Genomic DNA, 26,543 nt, shown 5'->3' on the forward strand with positions numbered 1-26,543 from the left:
GGCCCGCGGTCGACCAGCACCAACAGCACCGCGAAATGCCGCAGCTCGATACCGAGCGGCCGCAGAGCCTCCGTCATCACCGCCGCCGCACGCCAGTGCGCCCGCCGCAGCAGCAGGGCGAGGGCGAAAGGCGAAGCGTCCCCCGGGCGGTCGGTCGCACGAGAGGTGGCGGAGGGGGTGGCTCTGTGAGGGGCGTTGGTGGTCACGAAGTCACATTACAGCCATATGTGCATTCGATACGGTTTCATTCGAAACCAAGCGTGCGCTGCTGCTCTCTCTCGTCCTCCGGTGTCCGGAGAGGCCCGGCCGTGATCGCGACGCGCGGTCTGCGCGTCCTGGGGGCTTGTCGATGGGGTGCGATGCCGCGTGCGGCCGCGATCCGGCCTGGCCTGGCCGTTCGGAGTCGCTTGACTGATGCATCGGGTCTCGGGCCGGTGCCAGGGTCGTAGTAATCCGATCCATCGGAGCAGGTGAGGACCTTCCGAGCCGGCCGTTGTCCGATTCACGGCTCCGTGGGCACCGATCGGCAGCCGTCGTGGCCGGAAGACGAGAGGGGACGAATCATGAGCGGGAAGGTCTTCGGTACCGATGATGAGCTTGGGTGTGCTCACGAAGATCGCGGACACCGGAAGGATGGTCACACAGGACGTGACATCCGGCCCGGTCCGTTGACATGTCGGACGGTCGTGGCTCTTCTCGAAGAGGAGACGCCTCTACCGGTCATGACGGACCTGCGATACGACACTGCGTATCCGTATTCAGTATTCATGATATTCGATGGGGGTGCTGATTCGGTCATTGAGTGGGAATTCGGGCGCGAGTTGCTGGCTTCCGGTCGACGGTGGCTCGCCGGTCTCGGCGATGTTCAGATTTGGCCTGCCGAAATTCGCGGTCACGGGTTGGTGTACATGTCGTTCAGGTCGGGCTGGGAAATGTTTGTCGTAGCCGCATCGGCGGCAGTTGTCGACGAATTTCTGAATTCTACGTTCGAGGTTGTGCCACTTGGGGAAGAAGGAAGTTTTCTGGGTATGGAGGGTTTCGTCGGTCGGTCGCCGGATGAAACATGACGTCTTGGTCGCCTACTGGAGCGGAAGGGATGCACCGCCGCTCCCGGCGTATCTGTCGTAGGTTCGAGACGGTTGGCGACGGCGGAATCTCCTGTCAGGTGTGATCCGGGCCGGACTGTACCGGCCGGGCGTCGAACGGCCGTTCCGGACGTATCGACAGGACAGCCGGTCGACGGTGTCGAGAATCGGTCCACAGACGGCCCGGCATAGTGCTGCTTGCCAGGCTCGGCGAAGTCGCGGGCCGGCCTGGAATCGGTTGAGACTCGCCGTTCGCTGCTTCGTCGCTTCGTCGCTTCGTCCGAGAGTCGTTCGACTGATGGTCTGACCTCACCGATATGCCGTCGCACCCGACGAGTAGCATGGCGGTAGCAACGACCCCTTGACGGAGAGAAGCTTCACGTGCCGTGCCCGATGCCCGCTGTGTCGATGAACGAACGCCCGGCCCTGTCTGAGCATTCAGTCGCCACAGTCGACGGGAGCAGCGCAGGCAGGTGGCGCCGGAGGGCAGCAGACGCCGTCGTACGGCCCGTTCCGGTGCGCATGCCCATGGCCACGGCGGGCGCATCTGCACGCGTGCGATGATCGGGCGGGACAAGGAGCTGAGCCTCCTGCGAGGGCTGCTGGCAGACACCGCGGCCGGGCGTGGCAGCGCGCTGCTGGTCCACGGCGCCGCCGGTGTCGGCAAGTCGGCTCTGCTGCGCGCGGTCGCGGCCGACGCCGTCGAGGGCGGCTTCAAGGTGCTGCGCACGTCCGGGGTGGAACCTGAGCAGTGGTTGCCGTTCGCCGCGCTGCAACTGCTGCTGCAACCAGTCGCCCGTGGCATCGAAGACCTGTCTGATCCGCACCGGTTGGCGCTCGGCGGTGCGTTCGGCGCCAGGGACACCGAGCCCGAGATCTATCAGGTCGGGCTGGCCGTGCTCGAACTGCTCGCCGACGCGGCCAACCGGCAGCCGCTGCTGTTGTTGGTCGACGACGTGCAGTGGATCGACTCCTCCAGCCGGGACGTGCTCAAGTTCGTTGCCCGGCGCACCCGCGACCTCGCGATACAGGTGATCGGTGCCGCCCGGGTCCAGTACTCCGAATCGTATGTGCTCCTGGACCTTCCGCTGGAGCCGCTCGGCCCGACGGCCGCCGCCGAATTGCTCGATGTCGGCGCGCCCGACCTGCCGTCGCCGCTGCGGGAGCTCATCCTGGAGCGCGCCGCGGGCTTTCCGCTGGCCCTGGTGGAGCTGCCCAAGGCGGTGCAGGGCGCCGGCGCGCAGATGGACGACCTGCCGCTCACCCAGCGCCTGGAGGACGCGTTCTCCGCGCGTACCGATTCGGTGAGCCTGGAATGTCGCACGTTGCTCCTCGTCCTGGCCATCGAGCCTGCCGCGCCGCTCAACCTGCTGCTGGACGTGTCGAGTCGGCTCTTCGGCTCGGCGGTCACCGTCGACGCGGTGCAGGAGGCGGTCGACGCGGATCTGGTCACGCTGGTCGGCTATACCCCCGAGTTCCGCCATCCGCTGATGCGTACGGCGATCTACACCCACGCCACGCTCGCCGATCGGCTGGCCGCTCACCGTGCCCTCGCATCGGTGATGGACGACACCCCCGAGCGCCAACTCGCCCACGAGGCAGCGGCCACGATCGGGCCGGACGAGGAACTGGCCGCCAGGCTCGAGAGTTTCGCCGATGCGGCGCAGGCCCGAGGGAAGGTGGCGGCTGCCGTCCCCGCGCTGCGTCAGGCGGCCGGCCTGGTCGTCGACGCGCAGCGCCGGACCGGCATCCTGGTCCGGGCGGCCGAGCTGTCCAGTGAGATCAACGACCGAGTCAGCGTCCAGATGCTGCTGGACCGCACCGACATGAGCGTGCTGGGCCCGGTGGAGCGGGCTCGTCTCATGGTGGTGTGCGACAGCTCCGCGTCTGGAACGGACGAGCCGCAGCAACGGATCCAGGACATGGTCACCGCAGCGGCCGGAGCGTTCGGCGAGGGAGCCGGGGACGTCGCGCAGGACCTGTTGTGGCGTGCCAGCGCGCGATGTTTCTTCCAGGACGGCGATGCACAAGTGCGTGCTCGGACCGCAGCAGAACTCGATCGATGGAACCCTGATCCGGATGCCCCACACGTGCTTGCCGTGCGGGCGTACTCCGAGCCGTACCGGCACGGGGCCGACGTGATCGCGCGGCTCGACGGAATCGGAGCAGACCGTCACGACGGCCGGATCCTGCATTTTCTCGGTAGCGGCGCCATGGTCATCGGCGAGATGAGCCGTGCCGCCCAGTACCTCGCGCCGGCAGCCGCGGCGTGGCGGTCCCAGGGCCGACTCGGACTGCTCGCCCGTTCGCTGGCCGTCAGCTGGCCGCAGGTGTATCTCGGTCAGCTCGAGCGAGCGCGCGAGGAGTCCGCCGAGGGGCTCGCCCTGGCCGAGGAGACCGGGGAATGGATCGTCTGGCTGGGACTGAAGGCTACGGCCGGCCTGGTGGCTGCACTGCGCGGAGAAACCGGGCAAGCGGCGCGGATGATCCGCGAACTACGCACGCACGGCCTGTTCCCGGGTATGCCGTTCGCCACCGTGATGGCGCAGCAGACCGACGGCCTTCTCGCTCTCTTCGACGGCCGCGCGACGGAGGCATACGACCTTCTCTCGCGTGCGTTCGATCCCGACGACCCGCACTACCACTCGGTGAGCCGCTGGCTGCTCGCGCCGGACCTGGCGGACGCCGCGGTCGCCGCGGGCACCGTGCGGCAGGCCCGGGAACTGCTGGCCGATCTGCCGGAGCTGACCGGACGGCTGCCGTCCGAAATGATGGTGGTGGCTCATGCCTACACCGACGCGGTACTGGCTCCGGACGACACCGCGGAGGAGCGCTACGCCGCGGCCCTCACCACACTGCCGGCCGACTGGACGCTGTCGCGTGCCCGGCTGCATCTGCACCAGGGCCGCTGGTTGCGCCGCCAACGCCGTAACGTGGACGCCCGGCAACCGCTTCGACTCGCCCGTGACGAGTTCGACCGGGTCGGAGCGCAGCCCTGGGCCGAGATGGCCCGCGAGCAGCTGCGTGCGACCGGTGAGTCGAGCGGTCGACGGCGCGCGAACAGCGGCGAGCAACTGTCCGCCCAGGAAATGCAGATCGCCGTGCTCGCCTCACAGGGGCTGAGCAACCGGGAGATCGGCCAGCGGCTGTTCATCTCGCACCGCACGGTCGGAGCGCATCTGTACCGCATCTATCCGCGCCTCGGTGTCACCGGGCGGGGCAAGCTCGCCGCCGCGCTGGCCGCACTCCACGATGAACAGCCCACGTCCGACGTCTTCAGCGCCCCGGAGTGACGGATCGGTCGGCAGGTGCCGGCAATCACGTTCGTACCAACCCGGCGATCTGCGGAACGGACGCGCGGCAATCGCCCTACGGAACGAGTTCCTGGACCGTTTTCAACGGGAACGTCCAACCGTTCGGCGACAGTTCCCCTGTGGCGTCCCGACCTGCCGCAGGCGTGTTTCAGGCGTCCACTTCGTGGTGGTTTCCGAGATGATCGAGAATCATCCCACGGCGGCAGGGAGTTACTGTCAGTATGGAGTGTGACGACGAGCCCGCGTACTGATCCCCCCTCCCTCTCCAGACTCCTCGGACCGGCGGTCCGGTCGGGCGAGGAGGAGCAGATCGAGGCGGTGGCGCGGGAGTGGGGAGTGGTGTTCCCGCCCGATTTCGTCGCCGTCGCGGGGGCGTACGGCGATGCCTCCATCTGCGAGTACATCTTCTTCTGCGGCGCTCGCAACCTGCGCTCGTACGCGGCGAGCATGGGCCGACGGCTGGAGTCTTCGCCGACCGTTCCGCACCGGGTACTGCCGTCTTCTGGCGGAGCACTGGTGTGGGGCAACACCGTCGAGGGCGACCAGTTGTTCCTGGTCGACCGGGGCGGCGGCCGCTGGACTGTGTCGGCGTTCCGGCGCGGTTGGGCGGACTGGTACGACACCGAGCTGGAGTTCGGCGAGTGGTTCCCCCGGATGCTCGCGGGGGAGATCGAGACCGACTGGATGCCCGAGTGGCCGGCCCCGCCGTACGAACTGGGAATCGGGGACTAGGGTCCGTCGTCAAACGGATCTCTTCCGGACCGACACCCGCAGTGTGAGGTCAGTGCGTAACTCCCGCCGGCCTTCGCCGCGGCGATCGGCTTCGCTGTCCTGCGGAACGGCGACGCCCGGGTCCGCACATCTGGCTGATCTCAGTGGCAGAACCCCGGAACCGACACGCGCGTCTGCTCATCGGAGGGAGCCGGCCCGCCACCCGGTGGGACGGAACGGCGGTCGCCGAAGAGGAGCCGAGTTCATGAACCGACGCCCCGAAATACGCTGGTACCACGCGGTGGCCGAGCTGGTGGACTTCGCGCTGATCAGCTGGGAGGCGGAGCCGGAGCGGGTCGCCGCGTTGCTGCCGCCGGGCTTCGAGCCGGACGTGCGGAACGGGGCGGTCCTGGTCTCCTTGGTGGCCTTCCGGGACCGCCACTTCCACTTCCGCTTCGCCCCACGGGTGCGGTTCTCGGCCGGCCAGGTCAACTACCGGACGTATGTCCGCCGGGGCGCGGAGACAGGGGTCTGGTTCTTCGGCACCTCGTTGAGCAGTCGGCTCGTACAACTCCCGCGCACGGGCTGGCAGATGCCCTGGTACCACGAGTCGGTGCGGGTGGCAGGCACCGCGTCCGACTGGCAGTTGCGGACCGAGGGCCGCTGGGGTGCGGCCGACGTCGGACTTCGCGGCACCGGGCGACCGCTCGACCCCCCGCCCGGATTCCCGGACCCCGGCGAGGCGAGCCGGGTCCTTGTCGACCCCGCCGTGGGCTGGTACCCCCGGCGCGACGGGCGGGGCGTGGGCCGGTACTCGGTATGGCACGAACCGCTGCGCCTGGAGGCCGCCGAGGTACGGCACGCACACAGCCAGGCTCTGACCGACCTGAGGCTGGTCGCGCCCGGCCAACTCCCCTGCCACGCCGGACTTCAGCGCAGCACCATGTTTGACGTGCACACTCCGCCGTCCCGGCTGCTCCGTCCCGCGGGCTGACCCGCCGCCCTCGCGGGGGACATCGGCGAGGCGGTGCTCAGGTCAGATTCAGCCCGCCGTCCAGCACGACGACCTCGCCGGTGATGTATGTGCCGGCGATCAGCGACGCCACCAGATCGGCCACGTCGGCGGGCTGGGCGGGACGGCGCATGGGCGCGCGCTCCCGCCACAGTTCCTGCGCCTGCGTCCAGTCCTTCGTCATCGGCGTGTCCACCAGCCCCGGCGCCACCGCGTTGACCCGCACCTCGGGCCCGAGCGCGGCCGCGAGCAGCCGGGTCACGTGATTGAGCGCGGCCTTGCTCGCCGCGTACGGCACCGACGAGCCCTTGGGGCGTACCCCGGCGTGGCTGGTGATGTTCACGATGCTGCCGCCCCCGGGTGAGGTGCGCAGCGCCGGAAGCGCCGCCGTGCACAGCACCCATGGCGCGATCAGGTTCACCTCCAGCAGCCGCCGCCAGTCGGCGGGTGTCGCCGCGGCCAGGTCGTCGTGCGGGACGGGCCAGCTGATGCCCGCGTTGTTCACCAGCACGTCCAGCCGTCCGTACCGGCCGAGCGCCGTCTCGGCCAGCCCTCGGGCCTCGTCCTCCACCGCCAGGTCCGCCTGCACGTACGCCCCGCCGAGCTCCGCCGCGAGCGCCTCCCCGGCCTCCGTACTGCGTCGTGAGTGCACGACGACCCGCATCCCGTCCGCCGCCAGCCTCCGCGCGACGGCCTCCCCGATTCCCGACGTGGACCCGCTGACCAGGGCGACGGGCCTATCCGCTTGTTCGATGCTCATGCCAGCGGATCCTGCCACGGTGGAGGCAGCCCTTCGAGGACGTCCGCGTCCCACAAGGCAACCCCGCACGGCCATCGCGGTGTTCGCGAACGCTCTCGAACACGCAGGTCAGGCTCGCGTGGCCGGAGCCCCGATGTTCGATGTTCGAGAAGTGTTGTCGAACATCCTTCGGTCCTCTGCTCTTGTCCCAGAGCCGACCGCCGCTCTGCCGGAGCCCCTCCGTGCGCTGGGCGGCCTCGTCAACCGGCCCACAGCCCCGCGGCGGGGACGACCCGAGCAGGTCGTTCACAGCCACCGCGGACGAAGAAGGAGGACATATGACACGCAACGCGCCGAGCGAGATCCTTCGGCGGTGGCCCGGGCCGCTGATCGCCACGCTGGCCGCGATCGCCGCGACCGGCCTCGGCACGGCGGCGCCCGCCACCGCGACCACGACCGTCACGCACACGACCGCGTCCAGAGCCTCGGTGACCGCCGCTGCCGCCGCGACGCAGAAGCACGTCTATCTGCGGTCCGCGCTCGGCAACGAGCCTTATGTCACGACCGAGAACGGCTGGTCGGGGAGCACCGGCATGCACGCCAAGAACGTGATCCGGGCGCGTGCCGCGACCCCGGGGCCCTGGGAGGGGTACCGCATCGACTACCTGGGCCCCTCGTCCGGCAACGCGGTGCACCTGTGGTCCGATGCGGCCCAGGCCTACGTGACGGCGGAGTTCGCCTGGGGCACCACGTCGTCCGGTGTGGACCAGCGCGGCACCTTGCACGCCCGCCCCGGGCAGACCGGCACCGGCCCGTGGGAGACCTTCTACCTCGACCAGACCGGCGCGCACACCTTCACGCTGTCCGTACGCGACTCCGGTGGCAAGCTGTGGTACGTCACCGCCGAGCAGAACTACCCGGGCGACGAGGCGGGCCTGCTGCGCGCCAGGGCCACCAAGCCCGGCCCCTGGGAGCAGTTCACCACCGGCCCCGGCCCGCAGAACCTGATCGGCGGTGACGACTACCCCGCGAAGTGGAAGTCCCCGGCCCAGGACTCCTTCGCGAACGTCTTCGGGCTGAACCGGGAGTGCGTGTCCTACGTCGCCTGGAAGATCTACGAGAACAGCGGCGGTACGCAGGTGCCGGGCGGCCGGGCGGCACCCTCGGACTGGGCCCGCTACAGCGTCCGCGTCGACCCAACCTCCGGCTCCGGCGCCTGGAGCTACGCCTACAACTGGGGCTATGCGGCCCCCTCCCACCACGTCACCGTCAACCACACCCCGACCCCCGGTTCGGTCGCCTGGTGGGACCGGAAGGGGGTGTGGGCGGCACACGGCACCGGCCATGTCGCGTACGTGACCGCGGTGCAGAAGAGCGGCTCCGCAGTCACCGGCTTCGACATCGCCGAGTACAACATCGAGGGCAGCGACGGCGCCTACTCGACGATCCACTTCACCGTCAGCAACGGCAAGCTGGTGCGACGCGCCGCCAACACCACATCGTCCGGACCGATGGCCGGCGTGGACCTCAGCTGGGTACCGATCCCCGACGGCTTCGTCCACATCAACGGTTTCTGATCCGGGGGACCGGGGTGGACGGCGAGGGGGCCGCCCACCCCGGTGCCGTGACCGGCACGGTCAGAGACATCGCGAAGGCCACGCCACATGCGGGGCCGGGCCGTCGCGGTGCTCGGCGGGGTCGGGGAGAGGCCGGAAGCAGCCGCAGGTGTTCGGCGTGCGGCCGGATCGGGGCGGTCGAGCTTCGACGTCCGTACGGTCCGCACCCGGACCGAGGGCGGCGGCGCGCCGACGGAGGTGCCCCGCCGGCGCGACGGCCCCGGCGCGGTCAGCGCACCGGCAGCGACCGGGTGTGCTCGATGCGCACCGCGTCCAGGTCCCGCGGGTTCAGGCCGAGCAGCCGCAGCATCGTCGGCGCGATCTGCGTGGTCCGCACCGGAGCGTTCACGCGCACGTCGTGCGGGGTGGCGGCGCCGTAGACGACGAGCGGCACGTCGAGGTCGTCGGCGTGGGCTCCGCCGTGCTCGGCGATCTTGCTCTTGCCGCCGGTGTAGACCACGCCGTACCGGCTGATGCCGAACACGTCGGGCACGCGCGAGTCGCCGGGCCGGGCGCGGAAGTACCGGGCGGCATCCGCACCGGCGTACACGGTCTTCAGACCGCTCGCCGTGAACGGCTCGGCGGCCCCGTCGATGCCGTTGCCGGTGCCGGACTGGGCCAGCAGGTAGGTCTTGGCGAACTCGGCGGCGGCCTGGGAACGGTCGGTGAGCCACAGCAGCATGGCGTCGTCGTCCACGGCGTGGGCGACCAGGTCACCGGCGCCGGGGTGGGCGGCCTTCCAGGCGGCGTTGAGGCCGTCGAGCAGCGGCCCGTCGTCGATGCGGGTCAGCGCCTCGGGGTCGGTGGGCGACTGGCCGTGCTTGGCCGACAGGATGACGGTCGTGCTGCCGTCGAGGCCCCGCTTGTGGAGCTCGCCGAGGAACGCCCCGACCTCCTGGTCGACGAAGTCGAGGTTCTTCGCCAGCAGCGGTCCGGGCGTGCCGGGTGTGGTGTAACCACCCGTCAGACCGTCTGAGGCGGGCAGCTTCTGGGCCGTGGACACGGACTGGAAGTTCATCCCGAAGACCGCCGGGACGCCCGTCTGGTGGGAGCCGCTGTGGTCGTGGCCGTCGATCTCGTTGAGGACGGCCTTCACCTTGTACGCGTCGTACTGCTCGGTCGCGGCGTTGTCCTTCGTCCAGTCCTTGCCGGCCGGGTAGCCGAGGGCCTGGCTGTTGATCTCCGGGGCGAACAGGTCCTGGATGCCGTTGCCGGACGGCCCGTCGAGGATCTCGTAGGCGGCGTGCTTGTCCGACCACGCGGTGCGCAGCCCGGCCTTGCGGGCGACGTCGAAGACCGTGTTCACCTTGAGGTAGGAGTGCGGGTAGACCGGCTTGCAGGTCTTCGGGTCGACGGGCAGCTTCGCCGGGTCGATGAGGCCGGCGGGGTCGCCGGTCATGTTCAGGATGCTGTCGGGCAGGCCGGTCAGGCCCTGGCCCGCGTCGAGGGAGTTCGGGTTCTTGTCGAGGTCCTCGGTGAGGTCGACCTCGGCGCCCGGCTTGACGCCCGCGCAACTGGTGGTGCCGGCCGGGAGCAGGGCGTTGCTGTAGGTGTCGTCGTAGTACACGCCCGTGACGCCCGGGTCCCCGCCGGTCAACTGGCCCACCATGCCTGGGAAGGAGTCGGAGGGAACGGTGGTTCTCGCGTGGGTGTACTCCACACCGCCGCCGACCAGGCGGGCGAGCGCGGAACGCGGGTGCCGGGCCACGTACCAGGCCAGGTCGGACTGGTGCAGACCGTCGACCGACAGCAGCAGGACGTGCCGGGAGCGGGATGCGGGGGAGGCCGCGGCGGGACCGCTGGTCGCGGCGGTCAGACCGCCGACGGCGGCGAGCGCCGCGGCGGCGGCCGCGACGGGACGGAGCGGGTGTCGGAACACGATGGTTCTCCTCACGCTGTGCGGAGCTTGTGACCTTGCGGATCACGCACCGACATTCGAGAGGGAGAACGTGTACGGAACCGGACTTGCGGCCCGTATTCTGCCCAAGAACTTCATCGCGGCGCGCAAAGCCCGGTCCCTCGGGCGTCCTGAATAAGCTCGGAGGCGGGGGGAAGACTGACTGCCTGATGGCGCGGGCGAGGGGATGGGTATGGGTGAGGTGTTCTTCCGGAAGCTGACCCGGTGGCAGGCCGACGGGGACCGGGAACAGCTGGCGGACCTGTATGTGGCTGCGTACCAGGAACCCCCGGGCGAGGATTACCGCAATCGCGAACGGTTCCTGGCCGTACTGGCGGACGATGTCCAACGGCCGGGCTTCGACATGGTGGTGGCCGACGACGTGGAGGGCGAGGACGACGAACCGGCGGGACTGGCTTACGGGTATCCGTTGCACCGCGACGGCTCCTGGTGGCGCGGTTTCGTCGGTGTCCTTCCCGGCGAGGTCGAGGAACTCACCGCATCCGGGAAGGTGTTCGCCCTCGCGGAGTTGATGGTGCTGCCGGAACACCGCCGACGCGGGACAGGCAGCCGCCTCCAGGACAGACTTGTCTCCGACAGCGACGCGGAACTGGCGGTCGCACTCCTCGACCCCGCCGACTCCGTGGCGCTGGAGGCCTTTCGGGCATGGGGCTGGGAACGGCTCGGGCAATTCCACGACGACACCGGGGAATCCGTCCTGGAGGTTCTCACCCGGGCCCTGCCGGGGTGAGAACCAGCGGGGCGGTTGCACGGCCCGGGCCCGGTCTTCTCAACGCGCCCTCGAACACCCCGCCGTCGGGGTGCCCCGGCGTTCCCGGTGTGCGTGACTCTCGGTGCGTCGGAGGCGGACGACGGCGTCGAGCCCGCCGCCCGGGGCCGTCTCCAGGGTGACCTCGCCACCGCTGGCACGGGTGAGTTGCCGGACCATCGGCAGCCCCAGGCCCGTGCCGTCGTGGTCGGCGCCGGCAGCCCGCCAGAACCGGTCGAAGGCCCTGCACCGTTCGGCCTCGGTCATGCCAGGACCTTGGTCCATGACGTGCAACTCGGCGTCGGGCGCCGCCCGGTCCGCCTCTCCCGGGGCGTCGACGACGGCCAGGGTGACGGCGGTTCCCGGCGGGGACGCGCGCAGCGCGTTGGAGAGCAGGTTGTCGACGATCTGTTCAAGGGCGCCCGGAGCCGCCCACACCCGAACGGCGGTGGCTCCCGAGACGACGATGCCGACGCGTTGCTCCTCGGCGAAGGCCGTCCAGATGGCGGCGCGATCGGCGACGACGGCGTCGAGGTCGACAGGCTCCGGCCGGATCGCGGAGTTCTCCAGCCGGGCGAGCGCCAGCAGCCCCTGCACCATACGGCCGAGCCGTTCCAGTTCCCCCAGCGCCTTGTCGAGACTGTCCTGGGCGCACGGGGCGAGGTGCGGCTCGAAGTTCTCCAGGCGCAGGCGCAACGAGGTCAGGGGAGTCCTCAGTTGATGCGACACATCGGAGGCGAACGCCTGCTGCTCCTGCAGCAGATGCTGGAGCCGGGTCGCGGTGGCCGTGAACGCCGCGGCCAGGCGGCGTAGTTCCGGCGGCCCGTGATCGGTGGCCGGCGGGTCGGTGATCCGGCCGTCGGCGAGCTGAGCGGTCGCCAGTTCCAGGGCCCGCACCGGACGGGTGATCGAGCGGGCGAGCGCGAAGCCGATCAGGGAGACAGCGGTCAGCACCCCCACCCCGACGAAGCCGAGAGCCAGCCAGGTGGCACGGATCTTCGCCTCGAGCGGGCCCAGCGCGTACACGGTCCGTACGACGCAGGGAACGACGGCGTCCGAACCACCGGGCACCGTGGTGAAGAGGAGGTCCCCGCCCGCGTACGGGGCGCTCCGGCCGGTGACGACGGGGTGACCGTGCAGCGCGGTGGAGATGTCCGGCTCGGTGGACAGGTCCTCGCCGACCGGGGCGAGGGATGCGGTGTCGGTGAGGACGACGCCCCGGTGATCGGTGACGACCACGCGGCTGTCGGTTCGCCGCCCATAGGCGCGGGCCAGTTCGGGGAGGTCGCCGACGACCCCGCGCTCCATCTTCTCCTCGCAGACCCCGGCGAGCGTCGTCGCCCCCTGCTGCGCCGCGTGGGAGAAACGGGACAGCTCGCTGCGGGCGTAGAAGTGCCCGAACGGCACCTCCAGCACGAGCAGGACGAACAGTATGAGGCTCAGATGACTGAGCAGGATGCGCCGGGTCACCGAGGGCCTCCGCCGGGTACCGGCGTTGTCGCGGAGGCGGTGTCGTCGTATGCCGGGGGGACCAGGCGGAAACCGATGCCGCGGATGTTCTCGATCCAGGCGGAGTCCCCGAGTTTGCGGCGCAGCGCGGCGATGTGGACGTCCAGGGTCTTGGTGGGACCGAAGAAGTTCGGCTCCCACGCCGTGTCGAGAATCTGCCGACGGGAGCAGACGGCTCCGGGGTCCTCCGCGAGGCAGGTGAGCAGATCGAACTCCTTGGGCGCGAGGGCGATCGGCGACCGGTGCAGGCGCACCTGCCGGGTACGGCGGTCGATGGTCAGCGGGCCGACCCGCTGGACGTCGGGGGTGCCGGGTGGCGCCACGTCGTCCGGGGGCTCTGGTTCTTGACCGTGCGGGGTCGGGACGGCGGGACGGGCGCGGCGGGTGACGGCGCGGATCCGGGCGACGAGTTCCCGTACGCCGAACGGCTTCGAGACGTAGTCGTCGGCGCCCAGCTCCAGACCGAGCACCCGGTCGACCTCGTCGTCCCTGGCAGTGATCATGATGATCGGCACGGACGAACGGGTTCTGAGCGCACGGCACACATCGAGGCCGTCCATGTCGGGGAGCCCCAGGTCGAGGAGCACCATCGCCGCCTCCGACGCGGCGAGGCCGTCGGCCCCCGTTCTGGCGTGCTCCACGGTGAACCCGAATCGCCGCAGCCCCTCCGCCAACGGTCCGGCCACCCGGTCGTCGTCCTCGATCAGCAAGACACGCATGCCGGAAAGGCTCACAGACCTCGGCGCGAGAGCGCGGCGCAAACGCCGGAACCTCCCCCTTGCCGGTGATCCTGACCCGGTTGGCGTAGACACCGAACGCGGTATGACGGCGACATCCAGCACCGGGACAGCGTGGAGGAAGGAGAGAGTGAAGACCTTCGAACGCCGAGTGAGCCGACCTGCCGCCCCGCAGTGGCCCGATCGTCCCGCCGGCCCGATCGCAGTCGAAAACTGATCCAGGGCCAGGTCGCGTCGAATGACGAGCGCGCCGCGGAACCGGCCGGCTTCCGCAGTGGCAAAACGCTTCGTCAGGCGGATCCGGAATCACCGGCTGTCATTGCTCTGGCAATCCGCTTGATCGTTGTCCCCTAGCGTCGGTTGCACGGTCGGTGCCACGGGGGCACCGAGCGACAAGCGCCCGCACAAGCCCTGGGACACCCCATGCCCATTGAGGAACTACGTCGCACCCGACCGGACCTGGTGGAGCCCTTCACGGCCGAGCTCCCTGGAGCACGTGCGACCGTGCTGGCCCGGCTGTGGGGCGCCTTCGCACGCGAACCCCTGCCCGGCGTGACCGGACACCGCCGCGAGTCCGACGACCTGGTGATCGAGCTACGGCGGGGCGGATCGCTCTCGGCGCCCGCGTCCGGCGCGCGGTCGTTCGCCGAGGTGCCCGACGACTTCGCCGTGTCCGGGCCGGACGGGCCGATCGACGGACCGGCGCAACTGCTGGCCCAACTCGGCCTGCGTACCGGCGCCGCGGAGCGGCTGGCGGCCGAGCTGGACAACAGCGTGGTCAACCTGGCCCTGGCCAGGGCCGCGAACGCAGGCCGGGCGGTCGCCCCCGACGACTCGGCGGACGCGGAGCAGACCGTCGTGGACGGCCATCCACAGCATCCCTGCTGCCGCACACGTACGGGCATGTCGATCGCCGACGTGCTCGCCTACGCTCCCGAGCACCACCCCGTCGTCCGACTGGCGCTGCTCCGTGTCCCGGCCGACCGCTGGCAGAGCGCCGGCGCCTGGCCACGGCAACTGCGGGACGGCGACACGATCCTGCTCCCGCTGCACCCCTGGCAGCGGGACCACGTACTCGCACACCACCCCGGCCTCGCCGGCTCCGTCTCCGTCTCCGAGGAGACGATCCCGGCCCGGCCGCTGCTGTCGCTGCGCACCCTGGCACCGCTGGGCACCCTGCCCGGCTGTCACCTCAAGACGGCGCTCGACGTCCAGGTCACCAACTACCGGCGCACCATCTCCCCGCCCGAGGTCGCCGACGGGCCCCCGCTGTCCGACCTCGTCTCGGCCCTTGTCGACAAGGCCGGGTACGGCGGCAGCCTGCGTGTCATGCGTGAGCTGGGCGGCGGTGCGGTGTGCGTGGACGGACAGCCCTCCGCGAGCCTGGCGGCGATGATCAGGGAGTCGACCGAGTGTCACCTCGACCCGGGAGAGATCGCGGTTCCGCTCACCGCCGTCCACGCGACGGGAGCGGCCGTCATCTCGGGAGACCCGGTGCGCTGGCTCGCGGACTTCGCCGCACTCGTCCTGCCGCCCGCACTCACGCTGCTGTCCATGGGCGTGGCACTGGAGGCGCACGGTCAGAACACCCTGGTCGTGCTGCGCGACGGGCGGCCGGTGCGGGTGCTCTACCGGGACCTGGACGGCGTACGGGTCAGCCCACGCCGCCTGGCCCGGTGCGGCATCACGCTGCCGCCGCTGCTCGGCACCCGCGCGGGGGACGACGTGGACGCGCTGCACACCAAGCTGTTCGGCGGCCTGATCAGCGGCGTCTTTTGCGAACTGGTCGACGTACTCGGCCGGACGAGGGACGCCGACCCCCGAGCGCTGTGGGGCGCGGTGGCCGAGACGGGCCGCCATGTGTACGCCGGCCTGGCGCGCGACGAGGACGCCGCGGCGTTCTTCGGCGACACGATGCCGCTCAAGGCGACCGTCGCCATGCGCCTGGCCGACAACCCGGGGAAGGCGCAGTGGACCCCGGTCCCCAACCCGCTGGCCCTGTGCCGCTGACGTCCGACACCGATCCGCCACTGGAGTGACCGAATGACCACCGGCACCGCCCCCACCGCCGTCAACGGCACCGCCCCCACCCTCGCAACCGTCACCGAACCGACGGAGACGGCCGACGCCGTCACCGCCCACACACTGCTCAACTGCCTGATCCGCGAGGTGTCCGCCCCCGAACACCAGGTGACGGTCGCCGACGGCCACCTTCTGCTACGACTGCCCCGCCGGGGCCTGCTGCTGCGGTCCCGGCTGCGCCGGATCTCCCTGGTCGGGGCGCACCGCTTCCAGGGCCCGGTGCAGCGGCTCGACGACGACACCTGGGTGACCGTGGACTGGCGGGAGCTGGCGGACTGCATCCAGGACGAACTGGAACTGCGTACGGGCGTCGCCAACGAGGAGTTCCTGGCTCAGGTCGCCGACAGCCGGGAGACGATCCGCACCGCACTGGAGGAGCGGACGAGCCGCACACCGCACCTCGACCCGTACGTGGCGTCGGAGCAGTCCCTGGTGTTCGGCCACCGCTTCCACCCCACCCCCAAGGCCCGCACCGGCGACCCGGAGGACTGGCTGGTGTACGGTCCGGAGACCGGCACCCGCTTCCGTCTGCGCCACCTGGCCGTGCGCAGCCACCTCGTCCGCGAGGAGGGCGAGCTGCACGAGATGGACGCGCTGTGCCCTCCGGCCGACCCGGGGTTCGCGATACTGCCGGTGCACCCCTGGCAGTACCGGATGCTCCAGGACCATGACCGGCTGCGCGAGGTGCTGGCCGCCGGGGAGGTCGTCGACACCGGCACGCACGGACCGGAGCTGGTGCCGACCGCATCGGTGCGCACTCTGTACCACCCGGACACCGACACCTTCCTGAAGTTCAGCTTGAACGTCCGTCTCACCAACTGCGTCCGCAGGCACGCCAGTTACGAACTGTCCGGCGCCGTCGCCCTCAACCGGCTGCTCCAGCCCGTCTTCGCCCGGCTGACCGGCCGCTACCCGGGCTGCGCGCTCCTCGCCGAACCCGGCTACCGCACCCTCGACACCGACGGCGGTCTTCTGGAGGGCCTCGGCGTCATCGTCCGCTCCGGCCTGCGCCACCACCTGCGCCCCGGGGTGACCCCGTTGCTCGCCGCCGCGATCGCGGACGAGTACCCCTTGGGCCCGGCCCACGTCTCCCGGCTGCTCGCCCGCGGCGACGGGGACGTACTGGCCTGGTGGGACGCGTATCTGCACCTGCTGCTGCCACCGGTACTTGCCGCCTACTTCGAACACGGTGTCGTACTCGAACCCCATCTGCAGAACGTCGTCGTCGGTGTCGACGCCGACGGCACCCCGGCGCAGATGTTCTTCCGCGATCTGGAAGGCACCAAGCTCCTGCCCGGACCCCACCGACACACTCTCGCCGACCTCCCCGAGCACGTCCGGGGACCCCTCACCTACGAACCCGAGCACGGCTGGAACCGGGTCGCGTACTGCCTCCTGGTCAACCACACGGCCGAAGTGCTCGGCGCCCTGGCCGACCTCGCCCCGACGCTGGAGCCCGCCCTCTGGGGCCTGGTCCGCGACCATCTCGACGCCTACGCCCGCACCGCCGCCGAACCGCCGCGCCTGCGCGCCCTGCTGTCCGGCGTACCGCTGCCCGCCAAGGCCAACCTCCTGCTGCGCTGGGCCCGCAAGGCCGACCGGCACGCCACCTACGTCCCCCTGACCAGCCCGCTCGGCGCGGACTTCCCCCACGAGGTGATCCGGTGAGGTCCGCACTCCTCGAACACGTCGGCCGACTCACCGACGACGACCTGCCCGCGTATGTCTACGACCTCCCGGAGCTGCGTGATCACCTGCACGCCATCCGGACCGCACTGCCGAAACGCGTCGAGCTGCTGTATGCGGCCAAGGCCAACTCCGACCCGCGGATCCTGCGGACGCTGGCCGAGCACGTCGACGGGTTCGAGGTGGCCTCCGGCGGCGAGCTGAGTCACGTCCGCGGGCTGGTCCCCGATGCGCCGATCGCCTTCGGAGGCCCCGGCAAGACAGAGAAGGAGCTGGCCCGGGCACTGGACGCCGGAGTGCAGCGGCTGCACATCGAGAGCGAACAGGAACTGCGCCTGGTCACCGCCCTGCTGGGCCACCGGAGCGTGGACGTCCTGCTGCGCGTCAACCTGCCCGTCGTCCTCGGCCGGGTCGCGCTCGCGATGGGCGGGCACCCCAGCCCCTTCGGCATGGACCCCGCCCAACTGGACCGCTGTCTGGAGGTGATCGCCTCCGCCCCGCGCCTGCGACTGCGCGGACTCCACTTCCATCTGGCCAGCGGACTCGGGGAACGACCCCATCTGGCCCTGATCGACGAGATCCTGACCTGGGCCGAGGACTGGGCGCGCCAGCGCGCCGTCGACCTGACCGAGGTCAATGTCGGAGGCGGGATGGGCGTCGACTACACCCATCCGCGACGGAAGTTCGACTGGCGCGTCTTCGGTGCCGGACTGCGCCCGCTCCTGGCCCGCCACCCTCGCCTCACCCTGCGGATCGAACCCGGCCGCTCGGTCACCGCCTACTGCGGCTGGTATGTCACCCAGGTCCTGGACATCAAGTTCAGCCGCGGGCAGGCGTTCGCCGTACTTCGCGGCGGCACCCACCATCTGCGCACCCCGGCCGCGAAACAGCACGACCAGCCCTTCGAGGTGATCCCCGACGACCGCTGGGCACGGCCCTGGCAGCGTCCGGAGGCCCGTGACGAGCCGGTGACGCTGGTCGGACAGCTGTGCACCCCCAAGGACGTCCTGGCCCGCGGGGCCATGGTCGAGCGGCTGCGCGTCGGCGACCGGGTCGCCTTCGCGATGGCCGGCGCCTACGCCTGGAACATCTCCCACCACGCGTTCCTCATGCACCCCCACCCGACGTTCCACCATGTCGACGACGTGGAGTCGCCGGCCCCGGGCGGGTACGCCCGCCGGCCGTCATGAACGGCGGTACGCATATGGCGATGACGGCCGTACTCATGTCCCGGAACTTCCGTCGCTACCTGCTCGGGCAGCTGACCTCCAACATCGGCACCTGGATGCAGCGCGCCGCCCAGGACCTGCTCGTCCTCCACCTCACCGGCAACAGCGGCAGCGCGGTCGGCCTCGTGACCGCACTGCAGTTCCTGCCGCAGACCCTGCTCGGCCTGACCGGAGGCGTCCTCGCCGACCGGTTCCCCAGGCGGCGACTGCTGCTCCTGACCCAGACGGCCATGGCAGCGCAGTCCCTGCTGCTCGGACTGCTGACCGTCACCGGGGCGGTGAACCCGCTCTCCGTCTACGCGCTGGCCTTCGTCCTCGGCACCGCCACCGCGGTGGACGGCCCCGCCCGCAGCGCCTTCATCTGCGAACTGGTCGCCCGCGAGGGCGTGGCCACCGCGGTCAGCCTGAACGCCGCCCAGTTCAACGTGGCCCGCATCCTGGGCCCCGCCCTCGCCGGTCTGACCGTCGCCGCCTTCGGCACCGGTCCCGTGTTCCTCGCGAACGCCGCCTCGTACCTGGCCGTCCTCTACGGCCTGATCACCATCCGTACGGACGACCCGGGCCGGCCCCGTGCGGACCGGGCTCGACTGCGCGATGCCTTCCACGACATCGCCTCCACCCCGGAGCTGCTCCTGCCGGTCTGTCTCATCGCCGTCGTCGGCACCTTCGGTCTCAACTTCCAGGTCACGATCTCGCTCGCGGCCATGACCGTCTTCCACTCGGGCGCCGCCGCCTTCGGCTACCTCTCCGCCGCCTACGCCGTGGGCAGCCTCGTCGGCGCGATCCATGGGGCGAGCCGCGGGAAGCCCCCCACGGTCCGACGCCTGACCACCACCACCGTGGTCTTCGGAGTGCTGGAGGCGGCACTGGGCCTGATGCCGGGCTACGGCACCTTCATGGCCCTGCTCATCCCCACCGGTTTCGCCGCGGTGACCGTGACCACCACCGCCAACGCGCTGACCCAGCTCCACGCCGACCCGCAACTGCGCGGTCGTGTCATGTCCGTCTACTTCCTCGTCCTCCTCGGCGGCACCCCTGTCGGCGCCCCACTGGTCGGCCTGGTGTCGGACACCCTCGGCGCCCGCTCCAGCCTGGTCCTGGGCGGTGTCGTCTCCGCGTCCTGCGCCCTCGCGCTGTCCGCTGTGATCGGACGGCGCGTCCGGCGGCTCCCCCCGGTCACGAGCCCGGTCCCCATGACCGGCCCGGCCCTCACACCGGCTCGCCCGGCCGATCCGTGACGCCTCAGTGGAAGCCGGCGACCAGGGCGCCGAACTCGTCGGGCGTGGCGAGCCGGACGCCGAGTTGTTCGGCCTTGGCGCGCTTGGAGCCCGCGCCCTCTCCCGCCACGACGAGGGTGGTCTTCTTGGAGACGCTGGAGGAGGAGCGGCCGCCGGCCCGCTCGATGAGCTCGTTCATCTCGTTGCGGGAGAGCTTCTCCAGGGCCCCGGTCATGGCGCCGGTGACGACCACGGTCATCCCGGCCAGCGGGCACGCCTCCGGCGCGGCCGAGGGCGCCTCGCCGGGAGGTGCCTCGCCGTCGGGTGCCGTGGCGTCCGCGGGGGAGGGCGGGGTGGCGCCGGGCTCGGTCATGTTGACGCCCGCGGCGGCCAGTTTTTCGATGAGCGGGGCGAGTTCGGCCAGTTCCGCGACGATCGAGGGGGCCTTCTCCACGCCGATGCCCTCGACCTGCTGCATCGCCTCGGCGTCGGCGGCGCGTACGGCGTCCATGGTGGCGAAGTGGCGGGCGATGCGCCGGGACATGGACCGGCCGGTACCGCGCACACCGAGCGCGCACAGCACCCGGGACAGCGGCTGCTGCCTGGCCTCGGCTATCGCGGCGAGGAGGTTGTCGGTGCTGGTCTCGCCCATCCGGTCCAGGCCGAGCAGCTGTTCGCGGGTGAGAGCGAACAGGCCGGCGAGATCGGTGACGAGGCCGGCGTCGACGAGCTGGACGACGCGGGTGGCGCCGAGGCCTTCGATGTCGAGCTGGTCGCGGCCGGCGGCGTAGGAGAGCGAGGCGACCAGGTGGCAGTTGCGGCCCTGCGCGCACCGCCAGCGTTCCTCGCTCCTGTCGATGGCCGATCCGCAGCGCGGGCAGGTCTCGGGGAAGGCGATGGGCTGTTCGTCGCCGGTACGCAGGTGGGCGACCGGGGCCTGGATACGGGGGATGACGTCGCCCGCGCGGTGCACCATGACCTGGTCGCCCAGCCGCAGGTCGCGGCGGGTGATGTCGGCCGGGTTGTGCAGGGTGGCGTAGGTGATGGTGGAGCCGTCGATGACGACCGGTTCGAGGACGCCGCGCGGGGCGATGATCCCGGTGCGGCCCACGTTCCACTCCACCGCCAGCAGCCGGGTGATCTTCTCCACGGCCGGGAGCTTGTAGGCGATCGCCCATCTGGGTGCGCGCGAGCCGGATCCCGCGGCCTGCTGGTCGGCGGCGAGGTCGGCCTTGATGACGATGCCGTCGATGCCGAACGGCAGCCCGGCACGGACCGCGGCGATCTCCGCCACCCGGGCCAGCACCTGCTCGACGGTCTCGGCGACGGTGTCCGGGATGTCGGTGCGGGCGCTGGTGTGCACACCGAACTCGGCCACCAGACGCATGAGATCGCCGTGCGCGGACGTGTTCAGCCGCTCGGTCAGCGTGGGGTCGGTGGTGGGCAGGGGCAGCAGTCCGTAGCCGAAGAACGTCATCGGCACCGTGTAGACGCGCTCCTTGGCCCGCAGGGTGCCGGCCGCGGCGTTGCGGGGGTTGGCGAACGGCTGCCCGCCGTGCTGGGTGCGCACCTCGTTGGCGTACTCGAACTGCGCGTTCGTCATGAGGACTTCGCCGCGTACCTCCACGGTGACCGGCTCGGCCAGCTGCTCGGGCAGCCCCTCGATGGTGCCGATCGCGTGCGAGACGTCCTCCCCGGCCGTCCCGTCGCCCCGGGTGATCAGCCGGGTGAGGCGGCCGGCGGTGTAGCGGGCGACGATCGCCAGGCCGTCCAGCTTCGGCCCGACGTGGAAGCGGGTCACCTCGTGCCCGACACGGCGGGCCAGGGACTCGGTCCAGGCGGTGAACTCCTCGGCGGAGAACACGTTGTCCAGGCTCAGCATCGCCGCCGAATGCGGGACGTCGCCCTCCACCGCGCCGCCGGCCACCTTCCCGGTGGGGGAGCCGGACAGCACCTGTTCGGGGTGTACGGCCTCGTATGCGGCGATCCCGCGCACCAGCCGGTCGTAGGCGTCGTCGTCCAGCGGCGAGGTGCCGCCCGCGTAGTACGCGGCCGCTGCCTCCACGGCGTCCTCGACCGCCTGTGCGTAGGCGGCGGCATCCACGATCACTGCTGCAGGTGTTGTCATACGCCGCATCCTGCCGCCCACCACTGACAACGGGACCGGACGCAGGGGCTGCAGGGCCGTCGCCTTGTTACCGAATGCGGACAGAGCCGGGTGAACAACGCCCGCCCCGGAGCCATCTCACGGGGTGCAGCGAAACAGCCGATGCGGTCGGTCGCCCTGCGGGAGCAGGGGGTGATGCCGTGTCCTGACAGCCCATGGGGGAGCTTTCATCATGACCACGAACCGTGCCCGCCGTACCGCCCGTACCGCCGGCCTGGTGGCCGTCGCCGCCGCCGCGGCACTGTCGCTGACCGCCTGCCAGAGCGGGGGCAAGGACGCCGCCGCCGGCTCGGAGAAAAAAGTCTCCGCCTCCCCCTCCACCGGTGAGGGCGGTGGGCTCGGCGGGGCCAAGACCAGCGGCGCCGGGACCGGCCTGCGGACGCAGACGACCGCCGCGCACCGCTCCACCACTCCCGCCGCCACGCCCAGGACGGCATCCCCCAGGACGGCATCCCCGGTCCGCACCCAGACCCTGCCCGACGGGAGCAAGGCCGAGATCCGCAAGCTCGGTGCCGAGCACTACCTGGTCAAGATCGTCAACCATGGTGATGTCCTGGGCACGATGGAGGCGAACCACCGGGACGCCGGGCTCGACGCCAACGACATGTTCATCCTGCTCACCCGCGACGGCCGGGTCCAGGCCTGGATGGGCGGCGGACACGAGGGACCGGGCACCTTCGAGCTCATGGGCGGCTGGACGGCCAAGGTCACCAAGGTCGGTGAGGACCACTACCGCGCGCGGATCCTCGGCGACGCCGGCGGTGTGTCCGCCACGCTGGACGCGAACGGGCAGGACGCCGGTGCCGAGGTCGACCGCGTCTACATCGTGCTCAGCGCGGGCGGCGTGGTCAGCGCCCACGCGTAGCCGCGGGCCCGGCACCGCGGCGGAGCGCCTCGCAGGCCGTACGCGATGCCGATGCCGATGCCGATGCCGGCGACGGCGTGCGTGTCCCCGGGACGCGATGCCGTCGCCGGCCGGCAGGGCTCAGCGCAGGACGACGTTGTGGGCAGGCGAGACGTCCGGCCGGACATCGCCGTAGCCCAGGTCGGTGAGGACGGGGCCGAGGATCTTGGCGAAGGCCTCGAACGACTCGGGAGACTCCCATACGTCGGTGACGCGCCAACAGCCGCCGACCGGCCCGGCGATGTGGGCGAGCAGTCCGGGCGCGGGCAGGTCGGCCGGCGAGGCGAAGCCCCGGCCTTCGGTGACGCGGTCGATGCAGGTGTCGTACAACTCCTGGGCGGCAGGCGTGTTCTCGAGGTCGAAGGTCACGATGACGGGCATGGTCGGGTGCTCCTGTCCGTTGTCCGCCGGATCCGGCGGATGCCGCCCCACGGTCTCCCCGCTCCGACGGCGGCGGCAACGGCGCACGGGACGGCTCGCCGGAGCGCCGGGAGCTGTGGCATGTGCGGGCGCTCACCGCGCGTGCTCCGCACGCTCCTTGTGCCGTGTCCTCCGGGAGTCGTTCCGGCCCATGCGTGCCACGACGCGCGCCGATCCGGTCCGCCTGGAGGCCGGCGGGCACTTCGGTCAGCCTGCGGCGACCGGCTCGCCTCTGTGCGCCGTACCCCCGCGCGGTAGGGCTCCCGCCCGGTAGGGCAGCATCTCCTCAGCCGTTGCCTGACCATGAGGGGCTGTCATGACGTCCACCCGCCGCGCCGCTTCGATAGCGGTGCTGTCCTGCCTGATACTCGCGGGCTGCAAGTCCGGATCGCTCGGCGGTTCGTCACCGTCTCCGGGCGGGAGCGCATCCGCCCCGGCGTCCGGTGCCGCCGGTGGTGCCGGTCGGAAGATAGCGGTCGGGGCCGGTCCGCAGACGAAGTACACGGTCCAGCAACAGCCGGCGGCGGGGTCGTGTCACTACCGGTACGAGAAGGGCGAACCGCTCGAGGACCTCGCGTGCACGCCGGGTGCGATCTCCCCGGCCGTGACGCAGGCGAACATCGCGTCGACGATATGCCGCAAGGGCGGCTACACCTCGGGGGTACGCCCCTCCGCCTATGTGACGGGCAAGGAGAAGCGGCTCAACGCGGCCTCCTACGGCGACACCGGCAGTCTGAGCGACGACGAGTACGACCACTTGATCAGCCTGCAGCTCGGCGGCGACCCCAACGACCCGCGGAACCTGTGGGTGGAGCCGGCCGACCCCGGCCACAAGAAGGGCTCCGGGGTGAACAACGCGAAGGACCCGGTGGAGACGAAGCTGCACACCGCGGTCTGCTCCGGCAAGGTCACCCTCGCCGCCGCGCAGCAGGCCATAGTGACGGACTGGACCACCGCGCTCAGCCGCCTCGGCCTCAGCTGACCCGAGTGCTCTTCGGCGGTCTCGTGGCCGTCCGGAGGGAGCCGTCCGGAGGGAGCGCCGAAGTCGCCGGGCCGCCTCCTGGATGCCAGCCTGGAGTCCTGTCTGAGTTCGCCGGATTTCCGCCGGTTTCCTTCCGGGCCTCTGCCGGACCTCTGTCGGATCTCCGTCGGATCTCTGGTCGTGGGAGGGATGGAAGCCGATGATCTCCGACATCTCCGGCCCGGTCGTCTCCCGGCAGGAGTTCGACGAACTCTTCATGTCCCTGCGCACTTGGGGGCGCTGGGACGCGGCCGGTCGCGGGGCCTTCAACCGGGTGACCGCCCAGCACGCACGGCGGGCTGCCGCCCTGGTGCGGTCCGGGACCGTCGTGCCCACGGCCCTGCCCTGGAACACCCGCTCCGGCCCGGACAACCCCAGGCCCGCCCTGCACCACATGACCGACCTGGGTGACGTGGAGAGCCCGGAACCGGCCACCCACAAGGACTTCGTGGCCGCCGACTACCACGGCAAGGGCATCTCCCACCTCGACGCGCTCAGCCACGTCGCCTACCGGGGGGAGCTGTACGACGGCCGCTCGGCGCGCGGTCACATCGATGCGGGCGGCGCCCGCTTCGGAGCGGTGTCGGAGCTCGGCCCGCTCGTCACGACGGGCGTGCTGCTCGACCTGCCCGCTGTCCTCGACGTCCCCTGGCTGGAGCCGGGGCGGGCGGTACGTGCGGCGGACGTGCTCGCGGTCGAGCGGGCGCTCGGCGTGACCGTCGGTGAAGGTGACGCCGTGCTGCTGCGCTCCGGGCACGCCAGACGCCGACGTGAACTCGGTGCCTGGGACTCGGGGGCGTTGAGCGCGGGCTTTCATGTGGACGCCGTACCGCTGCTGGCCGAGCGAGGCATCGCCCTGCTCGGTGGCGACGGCGACAGCGACGTACGGCCCTCGCCCGTGCCCGGCGTGCACTCGCCGGTGCACGCCCTGGCCGTGGCCGCGCTGGGGGTGCCGCTGCTGGACAACCTCGACCTGGAGGCTCTGTCCGCGGCGACCGCCGAGGCCGGCCGGTACACGTTCATGCTGGTCGTGGCCCCGCTGAACATCCCTGGCGGGACGGGATCGCCCGTCAACCCGGTAGCGGTGCTGTGACTCTCGCCGCTGATGTCCGTATCCTCACTTATATGAGTTTTTTACGCAAAGCTGATTGTTGCGACTGTGAGCGAGGCAAGGCGTGATGCGGTCCGGCAGGCAGTCAGTGCCTGCGAGGTATCCGAAGGGTGACTCGGGACCCGTTCGTTTCCGCGAGCGGTTCCTTCAGGGCGAGCCGGTCGAGAACGGGGTACGGACGTCGATCCTGGACTCCTGGCTGCGCTGCCGTTCCCTCGGTCTCTCGCCGGACCGGTCCGACCTGCCCTACCGTGACGACTTCGATCCCGGCGGGCGGATCGTGCGGGCGGCTGCGCCGGTGCTCGACCGGCTCCAGGCCCGGTTCGCGGGCAGCCGGATCAACATCTCCCTCGCCGACGCCAACGGCATCGTCCTGCTGCGCCGCTTCGGCGACCCGTCGATGGTCCGCGGCCTTCCCGCGATCCAGGTGGAGCCGGGCTTCGTCTTCGCCGAGCGGTTCGCCGGCACCAACGGAATCGGTCTCGCCCTCGCCGAGCGCGGCCTCGTCCGGGTCTTCGGAGCCGAGCACTTCGCGGAACGCGCCCAGGGCAACGCCTGTATCGCGTTGCCCGTCCGCGACCCGCTCAGCGGGCGTATGGAGGGTGTGCTCTGCTTCGGCTACCAGCGCAGCGCCGAGGACCCGGCCCTGGCCGATGTGATCCGCCGGGCGGCACAGGCCGTGGAGCGCAGGCTGCTACGGCAGAGTTCCGCACGCGAGCGAGTCCTGCTGCGGGCATACGAGTCGTCCGCCGGTCCCGCCTCCGCCCTCTCCATCGACGAACCCGCCCTGCATCTCCGCGCCGACGACCGGGCCGCCCTCATGGAGAAGGCCGCCGAGTTCATCTCCCACGCCGAGCAGGGCAGCGCGCGGGTCTTCTTGTCCGACGGCCGCTGTGTCACGCTCGTCAGCCGCCCGGTGACCGGCGCCGCGGGGGTGCAGGGCCTCGCAGTCGAAATGACGATGCCAGGGGCGGCGGCAGGGGCGTCGTTGATCGTTTCGCATCGGCGGACGTTGCTGGGCGGGGCCCTCGGGAGCCCTGCCGCGCGGGCCGGGCCCGGATCGCCGGGCCGTGTAGTGGCGGGACGCTCGCTGGACCTCTCCGCGGACGGCGCGGCGAGTGCCGGACAGCCCCGCGAACGGACGCCCGACCTCCTCATGGGCCGTACCGCGGCCCCGGCGGTACGGCGAGGGCCCCACGCCGAAGCCGACACCCGCGCCGACACCCTTGCGGCGCCGGACTCCGCGACCGGTACCGCGACCGACGCCCGTGAGCAGTCCGTGACCGGACACAGGGCCTCTGCGGCCGACCGTATCGC

19 protein-coding genes and 2 pseudogenes are annotated in these 26,543 nt (G+C 71.1%); 14 read left to right on the forward strand and 7 right to left on the reverse strand.

What is annotated here, in order from left to right:
- Positions 1-206: pseudogene (locus ACIRR9_RS17905) on the reverse strand (MarR family transcriptional regulator); the annotation flags it as partial.
- A 357-nt stretch (positions 207-563) separates the two neighbouring features.
- Here ACIRR9_RS17905 and ACIRR9_RS17910 point away from each other — a divergent pair.
- From ACIRR9_RS17910 to ACIRR9_RS17925, 4 genes are all read left to right on the forward strand, one after another.
- On the forward strand, positions 564-1,067 hold the full coding sequence (locus tag ACIRR9_RS17910) for an SsgA family sporulation/cell division regulator (RefSeq protein WP_403752351.1): 504 nt from the start codon (positions 564-566) through the stop codon (positions 1,065-1,067).
- Positions 1,068-1,645: 578 nt separating this feature from the next.
- Complete coding sequence (locus ACIRR9_RS17915; protein ID WP_403752354.1) at positions 1,646-4,378, forward strand: ATP-binding protein; 2,733 nt, start codon at positions 1,646-1,648, stop codon at positions 4,376-4,378.
- A gap of 249 nt (positions 4,379-4,627) precedes the next feature.
- Complete coding sequence (locus tag ACIRR9_RS17920; protein WP_403752357.1) at positions 4,628-5,131, forward strand: hypothetical protein; 504 nt, start codon at positions 4,628-4,630, stop codon at positions 5,129-5,131.
- Positions 5,132-5,375: 244 nt separating this feature from the next.
- On the forward strand, positions 5,376-6,104 hold the full coding sequence (locus ACIRR9_RS17925; RefSeq protein WP_403752360.1) for a DUF2071 domain-containing protein: 729 nt from the start codon (positions 5,376-5,378) through the stop codon (positions 6,102-6,104).
- A 37-nt stretch (positions 6,105-6,141) separates the two neighbouring features.
- Here the strand turns inward: ACIRR9_RS17925 and ACIRR9_RS17930 are convergent, their stop codons facing one another.
- Positions 6,142-6,882 (reverse strand): SDR family NAD(P)-dependent oxidoreductase, encoded by a 741-nt coding sequence (locus ACIRR9_RS17930; RefSeq protein ID WP_403752363.1) that lies wholly within the window; start codon positions 6,880-6,882, stop codon positions 6,142-6,144.
- Between the two features lie 317 nt (positions 6,883-7,199).
- Between ACIRR9_RS17930 and ACIRR9_RS17935 the strand changes: the two genes are divergently transcribed.
- Positions 7,200-8,438, forward strand: coding sequence for a CHAP domain-containing protein (locus ACIRR9_RS17935; RefSeq protein ID WP_403752366.1), 1,239 nt, complete (start codon positions 7,200-7,202; stop codon positions 8,436-8,438).
- A 268-nt stretch (positions 8,439-8,706) separates the two neighbouring features.
- On the opposite strand, the gene ACIRR9_RS17940 is transcribed toward ACIRR9_RS17935, so the two are convergent.
- Positions 8,707-10,356, reverse strand: a complete 1,650-nt coding sequence (locus ACIRR9_RS17940) for an alkaline phosphatase family protein (protein WP_403752369.1) — start codon at positions 10,354-10,356, stop codon at positions 8,707-8,709.
- 211 nt (positions 10,357-10,567) lie between these two features.
- Between ACIRR9_RS17940 and ACIRR9_RS17945 the strand changes: the two genes are divergently transcribed.
- A complete protein-coding gene (locus ACIRR9_RS17945; protein ID WP_403752373.1) occupies positions 10,568-11,125 on the forward strand; it encodes a GNAT family N-acetyltransferase in 558 nt (185 codons plus the stop codon).
- A gap of 39 nt (positions 11,126-11,164) precedes the next feature.
- Here ACIRR9_RS17945 and ACIRR9_RS17950 read toward each other — a convergent pair whose 3' ends face one another.
- The gene (locus ACIRR9_RS17950; RefSeq protein ID WP_403752376.1) at positions 11,165-12,613 is read right to left on the reverse strand and encodes a sensor histidine kinase; all 1,449 of its coding nucleotides are present in this window, start codon (positions 12,611-12,613) and stop codon (positions 11,165-11,167) included.
- Positions 12,610-13,371 (reverse strand): response regulator transcription factor, encoded by a 762-nt coding sequence (locus tag ACIRR9_RS17955; protein ID WP_403752379.1) that lies wholly within the window; start codon positions 13,369-13,371, stop codon positions 12,610-12,612. The genes ACIRR9_RS17950 and ACIRR9_RS17955 overlap by 4 nt, the downstream gene beginning before the upstream one ends.
- Positions 13,372-13,812: 441 nt before the next feature.
- Here ACIRR9_RS17955 and ACIRR9_RS17960 point away from each other — a divergent pair, with 441 nt between their 5' ends.
- From ACIRR9_RS17960 to ACIRR9_RS17975, 4 genes are read left to right on the forward strand one after another with little or no spacing between them, the layout of a single operon-like run.
- Positions 13,813-15,399 carry an IucA/IucC family protein gene (locus ACIRR9_RS17960; RefSeq protein WP_403752382.1) on the forward strand — a complete coding sequence of 529 codons (1,587 nt, stop codon included), beginning with the start codon at positions 13,813-13,815 and terminating at the stop codon, positions 15,397-15,399.
- Between the two features lie 33 nt (positions 15,400-15,432).
- Positions 15,433-17,139, forward strand: coding sequence for an IucA/IucC family protein (locus ACIRR9_RS17965; RefSeq protein WP_403752385.1), 1,707 nt, complete (start codon positions 15,433-15,435; stop codon positions 17,137-17,139).
- The gene (locus ACIRR9_RS17970) at positions 17,136-18,347 is read left to right on the forward strand and encodes a type III PLP-dependent enzyme (protein WP_403752389.1); all 1,212 of its coding nucleotides are present in this window, start codon (positions 17,136-17,138) and stop codon (positions 18,345-18,347) included. The genes ACIRR9_RS17965 and ACIRR9_RS17970 overlap by 4 nt, the downstream gene beginning before the upstream one ends.
- A gap of 20 nt (positions 18,348-18,367) precedes the next feature.
- Complete coding sequence (locus ACIRR9_RS17975) at positions 18,368-19,624, forward strand: MFS transporter (protein WP_403752392.1); 1,257 nt, start codon at positions 18,368-18,370, stop codon at positions 19,622-19,624.
- Positions 19,625-19,628: 4 nt separating this feature from the next.
- Here ACIRR9_RS17975 and ligA read toward each other — a convergent pair whose 3' ends face one another.
- Positions 19,629-21,731, reverse strand: a complete 2,103-nt coding sequence (gene ligA / locus ACIRR9_RS17980) for an NAD-dependent DNA ligase LigA (RefSeq protein WP_403752395.1) — start codon at positions 21,729-21,731, stop codon at positions 19,629-19,631.
- Between the two features lie 211 nt (positions 21,732-21,942).
- Between ligA and ACIRR9_RS17985 the strand changes: the two genes are divergently transcribed.
- Positions 21,943-22,635 carry a hypothetical protein gene (locus ACIRR9_RS17985; RefSeq protein WP_403752398.1) on the forward strand — a complete coding sequence of 231 codons (693 nt, stop codon included), beginning with the start codon at positions 21,943-21,945 and terminating at the stop codon, positions 22,633-22,635.
- A gap of 120 nt (positions 22,636-22,755) precedes the next feature.
- Here the strand turns inward: ACIRR9_RS17985 and ACIRR9_RS17990 are convergent, their stop codons facing one another.
- Complete coding sequence (locus ACIRR9_RS17990) at positions 22,756-23,055, reverse strand: hypothetical protein (protein ID WP_123979133.1); 300 nt, start codon at positions 23,053-23,055, stop codon at positions 22,756-22,758.
- A gap of 355 nt (positions 23,056-23,410) precedes the next feature.
- Here ACIRR9_RS17990 and ACIRR9_RS17995 point away from each other — a divergent pair, with 355 nt between their 5' ends.
- From ACIRR9_RS17995 to ACIRR9_RS18005, 3 genes and pseudogenes are all read left to right on the forward strand, one after another.
- Entirely contained in the window at positions 23,411-24,076 is a 666-nt protein-coding gene (locus ACIRR9_RS17995; protein WP_403752401.1) for a hypothetical protein, read from the forward strand.
- A 199-nt stretch (positions 24,077-24,275) separates the two neighbouring features.
- Positions 24,276-25,208 (forward strand): cyclase family protein, encoded by a 933-nt coding sequence (locus ACIRR9_RS18000; protein WP_403752404.1) that lies wholly within the window; start codon positions 24,276-24,278, stop codon positions 25,206-25,208.
- A 106-nt stretch (positions 25,209-25,314) separates the two neighbouring features.
- Positions 25,315-26,543, forward strand: a pseudogene (locus ACIRR9_RS18005) (protein phosphatase); the annotation flags it as partial.

Origin of the sequence: Streptomyces sp. NPDC101234 (genome assembly GCF_044767525.1) — a bacterium.
GTDB classification, from domain to species: Bacteria; Actinomycetota; Actinomycetes; order Streptomycetales; family Streptomycetaceae; genus Streptomyces; species Streptomyces sasae.

Bases quoted from the DNA above. Each gene is read 5' to 3' on its own strand.
- ACIRR9_RS17910 (WP_403752351.1), top strand. From the start codon at position 564: ATGAGCGGGAAGGTCTTCGGTACCGATGATGAGCTTGGGTGTGCTCAC.
- ACIRR9_RS17915 (WP_403752354.1), top strand. From the start codon at position 1,646: ATGATCGGGCGGGACAAGGAGCTGAGCCTCCTGCGAGGGCTGCTGGCA.
- ACIRR9_RS17925 (WP_403752360.1), top strand. From the start codon at position 5,376: ATGAACCGACGCCCCGAAATACGCTGGTACCACGCGGTGGCCGAGCTG.
- ACIRR9_RS17930 (WP_403752363.1), bottom strand. From the start codon at position 6,882: ATGAGCATCGAACAAGCGGATAGGCCCGTCGCCCTGGTCAGCGGGTCC.
- ACIRR9_RS17935 (WP_403752366.1), top strand. From the start codon at position 7,200: ATGACACGCAACGCGCCGAGCGAGATCCTTCGGCGGTGGCCCGGGCCG.
- ACIRR9_RS17945 (WP_403752373.1), top strand. From the start codon at position 10,568: ATGGGTGAGGTGTTCTTCCGGAAGCTGACCCGGTGGCAGGCCGACGGG.
- ACIRR9_RS17955 (WP_403752379.1), bottom strand. From the start codon at position 13,371: ATGCGTGTCTTGCTGATCGAGGACGACGACCGGGTGGCCGGACCGTTG.
- ACIRR9_RS17960 (WP_403752382.1), top strand. From the start codon at position 13,813: ATGCCCATTGAGGAACTACGTCGCACCCGACCGGACCTGGTGGAGCCC.
- ACIRR9_RS17965 (WP_403752385.1), top strand. From the start codon at position 15,433: ATGACCACCGGCACCGCCCCCACCGCCGTCAACGGCACCGCCCCCACC.
- ACIRR9_RS17975 (WP_403752392.1), top strand. From the start codon at position 18,368: ATGACGGCCGTACTCATGTCCCGGAACTTCCGTCGCTACCTGCTCGGG.
- ligA (WP_403752395.1), bottom strand. From the start codon at position 21,731: ATGACAACACCTGCAGCAGTGATCGTGGATGCCGCCGCCTACGCACAG.
- ACIRR9_RS17985 (WP_403752398.1), top strand. From the start codon at position 21,943: ATGACCACGAACCGTGCCCGCCGTACCGCCCGTACCGCCGGCCTGGTG.
- ACIRR9_RS17990 (WP_123979133.1), bottom strand. From the start codon at position 23,055: ATGCCCGTCATCGTGACCTTCGACCTCGAGAACACGCCTGCCGCCCAG.
- ACIRR9_RS17995 (WP_403752401.1), top strand. From the start codon at position 23,411: ATGACGTCCACCCGCCGCGCCGCTTCGATAGCGGTGCTGTCCTGCCTG.
- ACIRR9_RS18000 (WP_403752404.1), top strand. From the start codon at position 24,276: ATGATCTCCGACATCTCCGGCCCGGTCGTCTCCCGGCAGGAGTTCGAC.